General features: G+C 45.3%; 13 protein-coding genes. 5 read left to right on the top strand and 8 right to left on the bottom strand.

Translation table 11 applies throughout. The features are described 5' to 3' along the window. Position 1 precedes the first annotated feature (1 nt). From xseA to BQ7394_RS00920, 5 genes are all read right to left on the bottom strand, one after another. The gene (gene xseA, locus BQ7394_RS00940; protein WP_075555655.1) at positions 2–1,345 is read right to left on the bottom strand and encodes an exodeoxyribonuclease VII large subunit; all 1,344 of its coding nucleotides are present in this window, start codon (positions 1,343–1,345) and stop codon (positions 2–4) included. After that, on the bottom strand, positions 1,326–2,702 hold the full coding sequence (locus BQ7394_RS00935; protein ID WP_075555654.1) for a S8 family peptidase: 1,377 nt from the start codon (positions 2,700–2,702) through the stop codon (positions 1,326–1,328). Before BQ7394_RS00935 ends, xseA begins: the two co-directional genes overlap by 20 nt. Before the next feature lie 109 nt (positions 2,703–2,811). Further along, positions 2,812–3,279 carry an Lrp/AsnC family transcriptional regulator gene (locus BQ7394_RS00930; protein WP_028728227.1) on the bottom strand — a complete coding sequence of 156 codons (468 nt, stop codon included), beginning with the start codon at positions 3,277–3,279 and terminating at the stop codon, positions 2,812–2,814. 170 nt (positions 3,280–3,449) lie between these two features. Next, on the bottom strand, positions 3,450–4,166 hold the full coding sequence (locus BQ7394_RS00925) for a BamJ family beta-barrel-assembly machinery protein (RefSeq protein ID WP_075555653.1): 717 nt from the start codon (positions 4,164–4,166) through the stop codon (positions 3,450–3,452). Positions 4,167–4,179: 13 nt separating this feature from the next. After that, complete coding sequence (locus tag BQ7394_RS00920) at positions 4,180–4,767, bottom strand: BamJ family beta-barrel-assembly machinery protein (protein WP_075555652.1); 588 nt, start codon at positions 4,765–4,767, stop codon at positions 4,180–4,182. 306 nt (positions 4,768–5,073) lie between these two features. Here BQ7394_RS00920 and BQ7394_RS00915 point away from each other — a divergent pair, with 306 nt between their 5' ends. Continuing rightward, the gene (locus BQ7394_RS00915; protein ID WP_075555651.1) at positions 5,074–6,258 is read left to right on the top strand and encodes a glycoside hydrolase family 76 protein; all 1,185 of its coding nucleotides are present in this window, start codon (positions 5,074–5,076) and stop codon (positions 6,256–6,258) included. A 26-nt stretch (positions 6,259–6,284) separates the two neighbouring features. Continuing rightward, positions 6,285–7,754 (top strand): glycoside hydrolase family 125 protein, encoded by a 1,470-nt coding sequence (locus BQ7394_RS00910; RefSeq protein ID WP_075555650.1) that lies wholly within the window; start codon positions 6,285–6,287, stop codon positions 7,752–7,754. 515 nt (positions 7,755–8,269) lie between these two features. Here the strand turns inward: BQ7394_RS00910 and BQ7394_RS00905 are convergent. After that, complete coding sequence (locus BQ7394_RS00905; RefSeq protein ID WP_075556816.1) at positions 8,270–8,728, bottom strand: hypothetical protein; 459 nt, start codon at positions 8,726–8,728, stop codon at positions 8,270–8,272. A gap of 321 nt (positions 8,729–9,049) precedes the next feature. On the opposite strand from BQ7394_RS00905, the gene BQ7394_RS00900 reads away from it, so the two are divergent. From BQ7394_RS00900 to BQ7394_RS00890, 3 genes are all read left to right on the top strand, one after another. Continuing rightward, positions 9,050–9,748 (top strand): SIR2 family NAD-dependent protein deacylase, encoded by a 699-nt coding sequence (locus tag BQ7394_RS00900; RefSeq protein WP_075555649.1) that lies wholly within the window; start codon positions 9,050–9,052, stop codon positions 9,746–9,748. 363 nt (positions 9,749–10,111) lie between these two features. Next, on the top strand, positions 10,112–11,578 hold the full coding sequence (gene nhaC, locus BQ7394_RS00895) for a Na+/H+ antiporter NhaC (protein ID WP_075555648.1): 1,467 nt from the start codon (positions 10,112–10,114) through the stop codon (positions 11,576–11,578). Then, complete coding sequence (locus BQ7394_RS00890; protein WP_075555647.1) at positions 11,547–12,743, top strand: dicarboxylate/amino acid:cation symporter; 1,197 nt, start codon at positions 11,547–11,549, stop codon at positions 12,741–12,743. Before nhaC ends, BQ7394_RS00890 begins: the two co-directional genes overlap by 32 nt. 9 nt (positions 12,744–12,752) lie before the next feature. Here the strand turns inward: BQ7394_RS00890 and BQ7394_RS00885 are convergent, their stop codons facing one another. Then, complete coding sequence (locus tag BQ7394_RS00885; RefSeq protein WP_075555646.1) at positions 12,753–13,280, bottom strand: 3'-5' exonuclease; 528 nt, start codon at positions 13,278–13,280, stop codon at positions 12,753–12,755. A gap of 116 nt (positions 13,281–13,396) precedes the next feature. Next, a partial coding sequence (locus BQ7394_RS00880; protein ID WP_075555645.1) for a sulfatase-like hydrolase/transferase occupies positions 13,397–14,635 on the bottom strand: 1,239 nt, incomplete at its 5' end.

Genomic DNA, 14,635 nt, shown 5'->3' with positions numbered 1-14,635 from the left:
TTTATTTTTTAACGATACTCTTCACATCCCCATCCGCAAACCGGGTGACCAGTTCGTCGCCGGAACTCAGTTCGGTGGCATGTTTAATTATTTTGCCGTCTTTAAGGGCGAGGCTATAGCCTCGTTTCAGTACATAATCGGGAGAAGCCATTTTGATGAACTGCTCCGTCAGCTGGATAAAACGGGTTCCCTCCGTGATCCGGGAAGTTACACGATTTTGTAATTGCAACTGTAATGTATCCAACGCGGAACGACGACGCAACAACATGGCGGAAGCGGATACCGGAAGCTTATTCCCCAGCATCTGCAAAAGAGAGCGATTGCGTTCAATCCGGTTGATAGTGATTGCAGGAAGGCGGGTACCCAACAATTGCAGGAAATTCCTTTGCTTCTGCAAGATCCCGGTAGCCAGTTCACTGACATCCTGTTGAAGTTCTTCCAACTCCATCGCCACCGCATCCATACGGCCGATCAGAAATTCCGCCACAGCCGTCGGCGTCTTCATTCGGGTATGAGCCACCATATCCAGAATCGTATCGTCACGTTCATGACCGATACCGGTAATAACCGGTAAAGGGAATTGGGCGCAATTAGCCGCCAGCAAATACGAATCGAAACTATTCAGGTCGGAGGTCGCTCCACCTCCACGAATGATCACCACCACATCAAAACAATCGATATGATGATAAATACGGTCCAGCGCCGCAATAACCGACTCTTCCGTTTTTTCTCCCTGCATCAGGGCTGGAAAAAGCTTTGTATAAAAAGGATAACCGGCTTTATTATGTGCTAGTTGGTTCAGGAAATCTTCATATCCTGCCGCAGTAGGCGAAGTGATAACAGCAATACGTTTAGGTAATTCAGGAAAAGGCAACTCTTTGTTAAGCGTAAATACACCCTCTTCCTTCAACTGGCGGATGATCTCCATCCGGCGCCGGAGCATATCACCCATCGTATAAGCCGGATCGATATCCGTCACAGTCAGGCTATATCCGTACAACTCATGAAACTCGATGGAAACCTTTACCAATACTTTCAGCCCGGAAGCAAACAATTGCCCCGTCTCCATCTCGAAATAAGGCTTCAACATCCGGAACGTCTTCGCCCAGATAGAGCCTCGTGCCCTGGCAACCAGTTGTCCGGTTACCGGATTCTTTTCTATAAATTCCAGATAACAATGACCGGAAGCCGCATTGGTCCGCACATCACTCATTTCCGCACGCACCCAGCAAGTACCGGGAAAAGCATCACTGATCGCTCCCCGTACCAGATTATTCAATTCCAGTAAAGAGAACTCCCGGCGTTCATTGCCTGTATATTCCGGATTAATGTTCAGCCCCGGCATATTGAAGTCCTTTCTTATAAGCTTTGTACATATTGGGAATACCATATCCCAGCTCGGCATCAGGCCGTTTGGATTGGCTTGACACCTGGTGCAATAGGTCTATAATATCTTTATTATTCAGCTTGGGTAACGCCTGCCACAGGCAAATACCCAGACCTGCCAGGATTGGTGTGGCAAAAGAAGTTCCGCTGGCATAACGCACATTTCCTTTCGGGTCGATCACACAACTACCCGACCCCAGTGCCACCACATCCGGTTTCACCCGATAGTCGGCCGTAAAACCGACAGAGCTGAAAACACTCTTCTTCTTTTCTTCCGTGATCGCTCCCACCGTCAGCACATCCGATGCATCGGACGGGAAAGTGATCTTTCCCCAAATCCCGTTACCTTCATTTCCTGCACTGCAAAACATCAGGATACCTTTCTGGGCAGCCATATGAGCCGCCTGGCTGATCAACGTTGTCTTGCCGTCAAGGGCAGACTGGTCATACGATAATTCATCGGCATCAAAAGCAAAATACCCCAGTGATGAAGTGATCACATCGACTCCCACACTATCGGCATACTCAACCGCAGCCGCCCAATAGTCTTCCTCGATGGGATACTCGGAATCGCTGTCTTCGCTTTTGATCAGGAGATAGGACGCCTTAGGAGCCGTCCCCACCATAATACCCGGCATATCGGCAGCCAAGCAAGACAGCACTTTCGTTCCATGATCGTCGGCATTATATACGCTCTGTCCCGGGTAAACCACATTATGCGTACCGATCAGCCTCAACGAATCGAACACACTGATCCGGTCTACATTCTGAAAACCGGCATCTATCACGGCCACTCGCATACCTTCACCCTGGAATCCTGCCTCATGCAATTTGATACCGTTAAGCATTTTAATCTGTTCGCTGGCATATCCGTACCTGTCTTTTAGCGGAGTATCTGCCGGAAAGAAGCGCTCGTCCTGCTCCTCCTGTTCAGCAGTAACTACATTACTGCCTTTCCAGACCCATTTTACGGAGTCGACGATAGCTAATTCTTTCAGCCGATCAGCAACAGTACTGTCCTGGCTTGTCACCACCACAGTAGAAAACCATTTACTCTGGACAACCGGTTCAGCCCCTGCCAAAGCCAATGTATCCAGGTAAGAACGTGCTATGGGGAGATCGGTGACCGATACAGGCGTACCGTTTTTCTCACGACGTTGAATAGATTCTTTCGAAAGAAATGCTTCCGGTTGGTCGACTGTATAACCGGAATCGCCTTTATCTTTCAGATAGACACGAAAGCAATAGCTTTCCCCGGCAACAAGCCATGAGGAAAAACAGCTTAATAATATGATAAGTCCTACATATCTTTTCATGGAGCAAATAAACTCTATATTACATTGGTTTTACAAAGGTAATAATTGCTATGGATATAAAAAAGCCCGGCAACTCTTCAGGAGGCCGGGCTGTCTATTATGTTACAAATTATTCGTTGACATTGCAGATAGGAATCTCACGTTTCACGCTCTGCCGCAATGAGATCAGCGTTTCTGTAGCCGTTACACCCGGTATTTCCTGAATCTTCGAGTTCAGAAGCTCCATCAGGTGCTCATTATCGCGAGCATACAACTTGATCAGCATTGTGTACGGACCGGTAGTAAAATGACACTCAACCACTTCCGGTATTTTTTCAAATTCAGGAACCACATCCTTATACATAGAACCACGTTCCAATTTAACACCGATATACGTGCAGGTATTATATCCCAGAATTTTAGGATTAATATGATAACCCGATCCAACGATCACATTCATATCAATCATGCGCTGTACCCTTTGATGAATGGCTGCACGAGACACACCACACTCTTCAGCTACATCCTTGAAAGGAATCCTGGCATTCTTTGAAATAATGTTCAATATCTGCCGATCCAGCTTGTCTATTTTCTCCATGTTTTCTATCGCTTTATTATACGCTCTAAATTATTTATATATCAAAAGTATATAATAATTTTCAACATTCTATCATTCTGAAAGAAAAAAGTAGCAAATAAATAATAAAAGCGGGCAATTAATGCTTTTCAGCATAAATTACCCGCTCCTTTATCTACTAAAATGAGAAATTACTTTTTCTGATCGTCTTTAACGATATCCAGCAATTCCACTTCGAATTTCAATACGCTGTTCGGTTTGATACCACGAGTTCCGTGTTCGCCATAAGCAAGATCAGAAGGAACCCAGATCACATACTTAGAACCTACCGGCATGATCTGCAGGATTTCAGTCCATCCTTTGATCACCTGGCCAACGCCGAATACAGCAGGTTCGCCACGGTCAACAGAACTATCGAACTTAGTACCATCCAACAATGTTCCTGTATAATGTACTTTCACCTGGTCGTCAGCTGTCGGTTTTGCACCTGTACCTTCTGTTTCTACTTTGTACTGCAAGCCGCTTTCTGTAGTAATAACGCCTTCCTTAGCTTTGTTTTCAGCAAGGAACTTTTCACCTTCTTCTTTTGTCTTGTTTGCGTCACGAGCCTGAGCTTCTACGAAATAAGTATTCAGGTAAGTCTGAGCCTGTTCCGGAGTCATTTTCAATCCGGTAGAATCACCCTTCATAGCAGCTTCGAAACCTGCCAATAAAGCATCTACATTAGCAGGACCACCAGGCATACCATCCAGGTTCTGTTTGAACATGCTACCGTTAGCAACACCAATTGCATAGCTCGCGCTATCTACTGATGATTTCAGGTTCGCGCTCTTTTTTGAGTCACAAGATGTGGCAGAAACGCCCAATGCTACAATAGCTGTAGCGGCTAAAACACTAATCTTTTTCATTTTTCTCTATAAATTATTTTACTATGTCCAATAATTCAACATCAAATACCAATGCACTGTTCGGTTCGATCGCTTCACCTGCACCATGTTCGCCATAAGCCAGGTCAGACGGGATGAACAATCTCCATTTTGAGCCCACTTCCATCAGTTGCAGCGCTTCTACCCATCCCGGGATCACTTGCGATACACCGAATACAGCCGGTTCGCCGCGCTGTACGGAGCTATCAAAAACTGTTCCATTGATTAATGTACCGTGATAATGGCATTTCACCTGATCGGATGCGGTCGGTTTCGCACCGTTTCCTTTTTGAAGTACCTGATATTGTAATCCGCTGGGTAATGTAACAACACCCGCTTTACCTTTGTTGATGCTTAGAAACTCTTCTCCGGCTTTTTTGTTTACTTCGAATTTTTCTTTCTGTAGCTTCATGAAGTAATCGTTGATCACTTGCTTAGCTTCGTCATAACTGATTTCAGGAGTCTGATTACCCAAAACATCTTTCAATCCCTTTACAAAGTCTTCAACCTGAAGATCATTAATGCCTGAGTTCTGGAAATTATTTCCGATACTTAAGCCAAGTGCATAACTTACTTTATCCATTCTTTTTCGTTTTCAACTAATTACAAGCTACAAAAGTAATGCTTTTAAGTACACAAACGTCATCAGAAGGTACTTTTTTATTACTTTTGCATCTGTTATGGAGAATGACGAATGAAATCTTCAACCGATTGTGATTAATTAACAATTTTGTATAAAAACGCCACTACATGGGAGAACTTCTAAAAAAAAGTCAGTATACAAGTTCCTACATAGCTCATTGTATAAAACCACTATCTTTTATTATTCAATAACTAAAGAAAATATATTACATTTGCACTTTTCAATTTCAGTTCAAATATATAGACCATGAGAATTAGACCAATTTTTAATTGTTGCCTGCTCGCAATATGTTTTTGTGCGTGCACCAAGCAACCACAGCCCCATGCGAACAAGGATGTGATTATCGCAGACTCGCTACTGACCAACATTCTGACAAAGTATAATGTCGAGAAATACGGTCTTCTTTCTGAGACTTATCCGGTTAACCCTGAAAACCAAGTCACTTACCTCGCTGAAGGAAGCGAACAGAAAAAGGACCAGGAAGTATCTTTCCTTTGGCCTTACTCCGGTATGTTATCAGGTTGTATCGCCCTGTATGATGCTACCGGTGATAACAAATACCTGGAAATATTGGAAAAACGCATCATCCCGGGATTGGATTTATACTGGGACAACACCCGCAACCCGCATTGCTATCAAAGCTATCCTATGTTCAACGGCGAAAGCGACCGTTTCTACGATGATAATGATTGGCTGGCTATCGACTTCTGCGATTTGTATGCACTCACCAACGACCAGCAGTATCTACTGAAAGCAAAAGAATTACACGAATATATTTATAGTGGCTGGGACGATGTATTGGATGGTGGTATCTACTGGTGCGAACAGAAAAAAGTATCCAAAAACACCTGCTCTAATGCTCCGGCAGCCGTATTATGTATGAAACTGTATAACCTGACGAAAGAACAGAAGTATCTGGACCAGGCCATAAAAACCTATAACTGGACAAAGACAAACTTATGCGACCCTGCCGATTCGGTTTATTGGGACAACATAAGCCTCGATAAAACCATCGGCAAAGCAAAGTTCACTTACAACAGCGGACAGATGATACAAGCTGGTGTACTGTTATACCAAACCACCTCGGATGAAACATTCCTGCAAGATGCACAAAATACGGCGAAGGGTGCTTACAAGCATTTTTTGAATAAACGTACTGGTATTGATGGAAAAGATGCTTATTTTTACCCCGCAAATCCGTGGTTCAATGTCATTTTGCTGCGTGGCCTTCTCGCATTGGCAGAGGTCGACAACAATTACGAGTATGTGAATACCATGGCTGATAATGCCCGTTATGCGTGGCAAAATACGCGTGACGAGAACGGTTTCCTGGGAAACGATTGGGCGGGGACCAAGAATAAGAAGTTCAAATGGTTGCTGGACAACGCCTGCATGATTGAACTTTTTGCTGAGATCAATAATATTCAATAATCATAAAACAAAAACGTAAACTCATCATGACTACACGTAGAAACTTCCTGAAATCCGGAAGCCTTTCACTGGCAGGCCTGCTGGTCGGACAAAAATCGTTTGCCCACATAGCAGAGTCAGCAGCTACAGGTTCGCCGGTTATTTCTGAAACTTCACAGTACACATGTCTGCGTCCGGCACTGGAAAAACGTCACTTTTCTTCGCCAGCCGTAGAACAGGCAATCAAAACTACTAAAGCAAAACTAAAAGACCCGAAACTGGCCTGGATGTTCGAAAACTGTTTCCCTAACACATTGGATACCACCTGCGAACATAAGATAGTGAACGGTAAACCCGACACTTTCGTCCTGACAGGCGACATCCACGCAATGTGGTTGCGCGACTCGTCGGCACAGGTTTTCCCACACATTAAATTTGCCAATGAAGATCCAAAAGTTAAAACCATGCTGGCTGGTGTAATCAACCGTCAGACCTGGTGCATTAACATCGATCCGTATGCCAACGGCTTCAACGAAGGCCCGACAGGCAGCGAATGGGAAAGCGACCGTACGGAGATGAAGAAAGAGCTCCACGAACGTAAGTGGGAGATCGACTCACTTTGTTACCCGATCCGCCTGGCTTATCATTTCTGGAAAAAAACAGGCGACACCTCTCCTTTCGATGCAGACTGGGACAAAGCAATGAAATCTGTCTATAAGACTTTCATCGAACAACAACGTAAAGACAGCCTCGGCCCTTACCGTTTCTCCCGTAAGACAGACCGTCAGGGCGATACTTTGCTAAATGATGGTTACGGTAGCCCGGTACGTCCGGTAGGCCTGATCGTTTCGTCTTTCCGTCCTTCGGACGACGCGACCCTGTTCGGCTTCCTGATCCCGTCGAATATGTTTGCCGTAACTTCCTTGCGCCAGCTGGCCGAAATGATGCGCGACATCAAAAAGGATAACGATTTTGCCCGCCAGTGCGATTCATTGGCTGACGAAGTGGCTGCCGCCATCGAAAAATACGGAATCGTCGAGCATCCGAAATTCGGTAAAGTATATGCATTCGAAGCAGACGGTTTCTACAACCATGTTTTCATGGACGACGCCAATGTTCCGAGTTTGCTGGCAATGCCTTACCTGGGATGCGTCGATGTAAACGACCCGGTATATCAGAACACACGCAAGCTGGTGCTTAGCGAATTAAACCCTTACTTCTTCAAAGGTAAGGCGGGTGAAGGTATCGGCGGACCGCATATCGGCTTCGACTTTATCTGGCCTATGAGTATCATCATGCGATGCAACACGACCAGCGATCCGGAAGAAATACGCCATTGCGTTAAAATGCTGCGCGATACCGACGGAGAAACCGGTTTCATGCACGAATCGTTCCACAAAGACGATCCAAAGAACTTTACCCGTTCCTGGTTTGCCTGGGTTAATACTCTATTCGGAGAAATGATCTACCGCCTGGTACAGGAAGGAAAAACAGATATCCTGAACAATCTGGGATAACAGAGTAATTATAGTTATCCAACAAAATGTTTGGACAATTTATTTGTTATTTGCAATATATCGATATAATATACTACATAACAATATGATACGCTATTGCAAACACCTCCTTTGTTTGCAATAGCGTTTGTCATTTGTCATAGTTTGACTGCAAGAGAGAGCATGACAGATGACAAATAACATTGCAAATAAAAAGCCCGTTTGCAATGTCTTACAAACCTTAATACCAGTAAATTACAAGCAAATATTGCAAATAACAAACAAAACCAGTAAACTTTGTGTATAAAGATACTATTATCATCCCCCAGTCTCATTAAAACAAAACCTATGACAAACTAACTGTTAACTCCCCGGTTTGTAAAACCACCCTGTACAGGATAATCCACCAGGGTGTACACCTTGTCCTGCTACCCAGTACACCCTACGCAGTCACCCTGTACACCCTGGCAGTAAAAAGTCCTAACTTTCCGATTAGTTTATAGGGAGAAATAAATTACTTTCCCAGCTCCTGCCACTCAGTTAGTCTTATTTCCCATTTGCTTTAAAAGGTATTCTACATTAATAAAATGCCGGGTATATTCCGCGTGCATCTTTCTTGCAACCGAACAGCTGGATGCCATCCGGGCAAGAAATTGTAAATGCCTCCCCAGAGAAGTATTCATTTCTAATCGCTGCATTTTGGGGATACTGTCCTGTACGGAATAAACGCCGCAGGCCATTTGTATCTCCAACAATCCTTCGTCCCAGGAGTGTTGCGTATATTTACATAAAAATCCGAGGTTTCTCTTCAGGTCTTTACTAAGTATGCTCAATATTTCAAAATCGGTGCGTTTAGGAGAACATGCACCCGGATTGACCAGACGGGCCAGTTTGAGGTAAAAATCTTTTAGTTCTTCTTCAGAAAAAGGAGAGGGGTTTCCACTTAACCTTTGCAGGTCTTCACTTTGCTGGGCAGTTAAAAATTCTGTGTCCATACCTATTAATATTAGATGTGAAGGCGAAGATTTTCTGAATATAAGAGCGGTTCCGCCTGTCCCGTTGCATTTCACCCCAAAAGGCAGTAGATACATTAATATTCCACACGGGGGTACGGAACCGCCATATAGAATGATCGTAAGCGGACATAAAAATGCCCGCCACGGAAATTGGCAGGTTTCCCCACCTTTTGGAATGAAATGCACAGCAAATGTACGATAATAATTAAAGGGTGCAATAAAAAACGCTTCAAAATTTATAGGAAGATACATTTAGCTACATTCTTTTCTATCTTTGTAAAATTAAACAACAATAGCCTTATGAAAAAGAAATTAGTCGTACTGACCGGCGCCGGCATGAGTGCTGAAAGCGGTATTTCGACCTTTCGTGACTCCGATGGTCTCTGGGAAAAATACCGGGTGGAAGAGGTTGCAACCCCCGAAGGCTTTGCCTCCAACCCCGAACTGGTACTCGACTTCTATAACCAGCGACGCAGGGAATTGCTCAACACCAAACCCAACGCGGGACATATCGGACTGGCTGAACTGGAAAAGGATTTCGATGTGCACATCATTACACAAAATATCGATAACCTGCACGAACAGGCAGGTAGCAGCAACGTGCTCCATCTTCACGGAGAATTGATGAAATCCTGTTCCGTACGGGATCTCAACACGACCTACGATATCTCCCCCGAACATCCGGACATCCACCTCGGTGACAAAGATCCGCATGATAATCAGCTACGTCCTTTTATCGTATGGTTTGGTGAAGCTGTTCCGATGATCGACCCGGCTATCCGCCTGGTGGAGTCATGTGACCTGTTTGTGGTGATCGGCACTTCCCTCAATGTTTATCCGGCAGCGGGACTGCTGAATTACGTTCGTCGCGGCCAGCCTATCTATCTTATCGACCCGAAAGAAGTAAATACTTACCGGAACGATATCCACTTCATCAAAGCCGGTGCATCGGAAGGTGTTAAGCAACTGGCAATAATACTAAAAGGGGGATCAAGCTAAACAATGCCTTCCCCTTACTTAAAGCGGTAGCGGTATTCTTTTTCTTTACAATACCTGACACGACGATTTCCGTATCTTTTTGGATGTCCTTGATCGTGTAACTGCCGCCTTCGTCTACGGTTGTCGATTTGCCTTTGCTGAAAGTGGCGGATGCGGCTAATCTGAGCAAGGACGAGCGTGTCTTGGTTACTCAATCCCAATCGGCAAAATCATTAAGCAATACAAATAAAATTTCATTTTCCATAAAAATCAAATTTATTACATTTATTTCTTGATTATGAGAGGTGGCAAAGATGGCATACTTTTCCCAATTTCACTTTTTTGTTGTATTTTTGCAGGCAAAATTACAAGTACTCATTTTATATGGATCAAACTCCCGCAAAGATACCTTCACCCTTACTTTCTCTCGTTCCCATACTTGTATTGGTTGCGCTCCTATTCGTCACCATCCGCACCTTCGGCAGTGATGCCCTGAGCGGAGGCAGCCAGGTCGTTTTGCTAACGGCAACAGCTGTCTGCTGTCTGATCGCCATGGGATACAGCAAAGTACGCTGGAAATCGATCGAGCTGGCGATGATCAACAATATCACCGGGGTAGCGACGGCACTGATCATTCTTTTAATTATCGGGGCGTTATCCGGCAGCTGGATGATAAGCGGGGTAGTGCCGACATTGATCTATTATGGAATGCAGATCATTCACCCCAGTTTCTTCCTGGCATCGACCTGTGTCATTTGCGCGGTCGTTTCTGTTATGACGGGAAGTTCGTGGACGACGATTGCCACGATCGGTATAGCTTTACTGGGTATCGGTCTGGCGCAGGGATTCGATGCCGGATGGATTGCCGGAGCTATTATTTCAGGTGCCTATTTCGGCGATAAGATATCTCCGCTTTCGGATACGACGGTACTGGCTGCATCGGTTACCGATACCCCGTTGTTCAAACATATCAAATATATGATGATAACGACGGTTCCTTCCATGCTAATCACACTAGTTATTTTCACCGTAGCAGGTTTCACACACGAGGCAACGGCAAGCGACCAGATCGCTATGTACTCGACCTCTCTGAAGGAAACATTCAATATCTCATTCTGGCTGTTGATCGTCCCGATTGTTACCGGCATATTGATTGCCAAAAGGGTGCCTTCCATCATCACCTTATTTATATCTGCCACCCTGGCAGGTGTATTCGCTTTAATCTTTCAGCCTCACCTGTTGCAGGAAATATCGGGCCTGCCTGTCGAAAACATACAATCGCAATTCAAAGGGCTGCTTATGACTTTCTATGGAAGTACCCAGGTGCAGACAGGCAATGCCGACCTGAACGATCTGGTATCCACCCGGGGGATGAGCGGAATGATGAACACGATCTGGTTAATCATCTGTGCCATGTGTTTCGGGGGAGCCATGACTGCCAGCGGCATGCTGGGAAGTATCACCTCGGTATTCATCCGCTTTATGAAACGTACCGTAGGACTGGTTGCATCGACTGTCGTGTCGGGTCTGTTCCTTAATATCTGTACTGCCGACCAATACATCTCGATTATCCTTACAGGAAATATGTTCAAGGATATTTATCAAAAGAAGGGATATGAAAGCCGCCTGTTAAGCCGAACCACGGAAGATGCGGTAACGGTGACTTCCGTTCTTATCCCATGGAATACTTGCGGTATGACGCAGGCCACCATTCTGGGTGTAGCCACTCTTACATATTTACCTTATTGTTTCTTTAATCTAATCAGCCCGTTGATGAGCATCACGGTTGCCGCCATCGGGTATAAAATCAAACGGATAAATGAAAAAACTGAAAGTATCGCTACTGACTAAAGTAGTCATTGCCATCGCTGCCGGTGTGTTGTTCGGCCAGTTTCTGCCGAATGGTATCGCACGTATCTTTGTAACCTTCAACTCGTTGTTCGGAAACTTCCTTTCGTTCTCCATCCCGCTTATCATTCTGGGACTGGTGACACCTGCCATCGGAGACCTGGGAAAAGGAGCCGGCAAACTATTGGCTATCACGGCTCTGATCGCTTATGGATCGACGATCTTTTCAGGATTCTTCACGTTCTTCAGTACTTCGGCGATCTTCCCGCATATATTACCAGCCAATGCGGAACTCACAGCCATGGATAATCCGGAAGATTTCATGCTGCTTCCTTATTTCACCGTGGGTATGCCTCCATTGATGGATGTCATGACCGCCCTGTTATTATCGTTTACAATCGGGCTAGGACTATCTTATATCGACGGGAACGCATTACGGGAAGCATTCAACGATTTTCAGAAGATTATAACCAAACTTATCGAGGCCATTATTATTCCGCTACTTCCTTTGCATATCTTCGGTATCTTTCTGAATATGACGGTCAGCGGACAAGTGATGAGTATTATAGCCATGTTCCTGAAAGTGATCATCGTGATATTCGTACTGCATGTGTTACTTTTGATTATTCAGTTCACGATTGCCGGAAGTATCAGTGGAAAAAATCCATTCCGGTTATTAAGAAACATGCTGCCGGCTTATGCTACTGCATTAGGAACACAATCGTCGGCTGCTACCATTCCGGTGACACTGGCTCAGACTGTCAAGAACGGCGTCAGGGAGACAATCGCTATTTTTGTTATTCCATTATGCGCAACCATTCACCTTTCCGGTAGTACGATGAAGATTACGGCCTGTGCAATGGCTATCATGTATATGGCCGGAGAGCCGGTAACGTTTGCCGGTTTAGCCGGATTCATTATGATGCTGGGCATTACGATGGTTGCCGCTCCGGGAGTCCCGGGGGGAGCTATTATGGCTGCGCTCGGATTATTGCAGAGCATGCTGGGATTCAACGAGACTTTACAGGCTTTAATGATTGCCCTCTATATCGCAATGGATAGCTTCGGTACGGCCTGCAACGTAACAGGCGACGGCGCAATTGCAGTTGTGGTCGATAAGATTGCCGGGAAGCAGCAGACTGTAACCGTAGAAGAGGTCACCGAATAAGGCTGCCGGTTATAATAATTCCTGTAAGGTTTCTACTCCTTTCTCGCGCATCATAGTGACTGCAATATGGGCACAGGCATACGCGTCCGCCATTGCATGATGGTGGTTTCTAAGGTCATACCCACAATAAGCTGCCACCGTGTGCAACTGATGATTCACCAGGAACGGATACATCTTACGCGACAAACGGCAGGTGCAGTAGAACTGATATTTCGGATAAGCCAGTTCGTATGTTTGGTGTACGGCTTTCAGGCATCCTTCATCGAAAGGACTGTTATGGGCAACCAGGGGTAAATCGACTATTTTAGGTGCGATCTTTGCCCATACTTCCTCAAAATCGGGGGCATCATTCGTATCGGCTGGCGTAAGTCCATGTACGGCAGTAGTCCACTGTGTATAGTAATTCGGATAAGGGCGGATCAGGCTGTATACCTGATCGATGATTTTATTATCCTCGACAATAGCCACCCCGACACTGCATACACTGCAGCGTTTTCCATTGGCAGTTTCAAAATCAATTGCGGCGAAGCGTTCCATATTATGTGTTTTATGTTCCGCACAAAGATATAAAAACTCCCGGTGATGTAGGAGCTTATGCTTCCTAATACAGCCGGAAGTTTTTCTAATTTACATATATTGAAAAACGTAATGTATTATTTCGGACGGGGAACGACCATATAATCTTTCTCCCATTCCTCATACCGGGCTACCATCTCTTTTACCTTTTCCGGATACTGATCGGCCAGATTATGCATCTCACTGCGATCTTCATTTAGGTTATAAAGTTCCCAGTCCTTTTTATTGTTCGGCCATACGATCTTCCAGCCGGAGACATCGATCAGGGCTTTCTCGTTGAAATGCTCGAAGCATAATTCGTCGTGTCCCTGGCGCGTCCCTGTTTTAAAGATCGGGTCCAGACTTTTGCCGGCCAATGGAATGATCTTATTTCCATTGTATTCCGTCGGATAGTCGGTACCGGATATATCAAGGCAGGTTGCCATTATATCCATCACATGCCCCATTTGGGTATTAACACTTCCTTTCGGCTGCTTGATCCCTTTCGGCCAGTGGGCGATCATCGGAGTACAAATTCCTCCTTCATACGATTTTGCCTTCCAGAAACGGAACGGCGTATTTGCGGCATTCGCCCATCTGGCACCCACAGAGGCATAACTTGTTTCCGGGCCAGGCATTATCTCTTTCTCTTTCGGATAAACGATCTTACGGCCATCGCGCGTTTCGGCAGGACGGTCGTTTTCCCCTTCCGAATAATTCTGACAGTCCTCGTTACTGCATCCGTTATCCGACATAAAGAGGATCAGGGTATTATCCAACTGTCCGTTCTTCTTTAGCGTCTCTATCACACGACCGATCTCCTGATCCATACGGTCTACCATAGCTGCATGAACTGCCATCGCACGGGCATCCCATTCCTTGGTTGGGTTCTCGTCCCAGGAGTCGGTAAACTGGCGGGGAGATAGGAAATTGTCAGCATCACCGAACAGTTTCATTTCTTTCATCCGCTGGTAACGGGCTTCCCGGATAGCCTGCCAACCGTCTTTGTAAGTATCTTTATACTTTTCTATATCTTCAGGTAGTGCATGCAACGGCCAATGCGGACAGTGGAAAGCCAGGTACATAAAGAAAGGCTTATCGGTTTCCGCATACTTATTCACGTAGGCAACGGCTGTATCGGCCAATGCAATCGTGCTGTAATAATCATCTGGAACAGAATTCACCGGCTTATCTCCACTGATCAGGCTGAACGGGTCGAAATAATCCACCACTCCATAGATCGTACCGTAACAATCCTGGAAACCACGGTTGATCGGATAGTTATCTTTGGGTGCAAATTCATCGTGTTGCACCTGGTGTGCCAGCCACTGACGCTG

The organism is Parabacteroides timonensis, from assembly GCF_900128505.1.
GTDB classification, from domain to species: Bacteria; Bacteroidota; Bacteroidia; order Bacteroidales; family Tannerellaceae; genus Parabacteroides; species Parabacteroides timonensis.
Note: the sequence above shows the minus strand (reverse complement) of the source record. Positions and strands in the feature narration are given on the sequence as shown.

What these genes read in the sequence shown, in the direction of transcription:
- xseA (WP_075555655.1), bottom strand. Translation starts at nt 1,345, where the DNA reads ATGCCGGGGCTGAACATTAATCCGGAATATACAGGCAATGAACGCCGG.
- BQ7394_RS00935 (WP_075555654.1), bottom strand. Translation starts at nt 2,702, where the DNA reads ATGAAAAGATATGTAGGACTTATCATATTATTAAGCTGTTTTTCCTCA.
- BQ7394_RS00930 (WP_028728227.1), bottom strand. Translation starts at nt 3,279, where the DNA reads ATGGAGAAAATAGACAAGCTGGATCGGCAGATATTGAACATTATTTCA.
- BQ7394_RS00925 (WP_075555653.1), bottom strand. Translation starts at nt 4,166, where the DNA reads ATGAAAAAGATTAGTGTTTTAGCCGCTACAGCTATTGTAGCATTGGGC.
- BQ7394_RS00920 (WP_075555652.1), bottom strand. Translation starts at nt 4,767, where the DNA reads ATGGATAAAGTAAGTTATGCACTTGGCTTAAGTATCGGAAATAATTTC.
- BQ7394_RS00915 (WP_075555651.1), top strand. Translation starts at nt 5,074, where the DNA reads ATGAGAATTAGACCAATTTTTAATTGTTGCCTGCTCGCAATATGTTTT.
- BQ7394_RS00910 (WP_075555650.1), top strand. Translation starts at nt 6,285, where the DNA reads ATGACTACACGTAGAAACTTCCTGAAATCCGGAAGCCTTTCACTGGCA.
- BQ7394_RS00905 (WP_075556816.1), bottom strand. Translation starts at nt 8,728, where the DNA reads ATGGACACAGAATTTTTAACTGCCCAGCAAAGTGAAGACCTGCAAAGG.
- BQ7394_RS00900 (WP_075555649.1), top strand. Translation starts at nt 9,050, where the DNA reads ATGAAAAAGAAATTAGTCGTACTGACCGGCGCCGGCATGAGTGCTGAA.
- nhaC (WP_075555648.1), top strand. Translation starts at nt 10,112, where the DNA reads ATGGATCAAACTCCCGCAAAGATACCTTCACCCTTACTTTCTCTCGTT.
- BQ7394_RS00890 (WP_075555647.1), top strand. Translation starts at nt 11,547, where the DNA reads ATGAAAAAACTGAAAGTATCGCTACTGACTAAAGTAGTCATTGCCATC.
- BQ7394_RS00885 (WP_075555646.1), bottom strand. Translation starts at nt 13,280, where the DNA reads ATGGAACGCTTCGCCGCAATTGATTTTGAAACTGCCAATGGAAAACGC.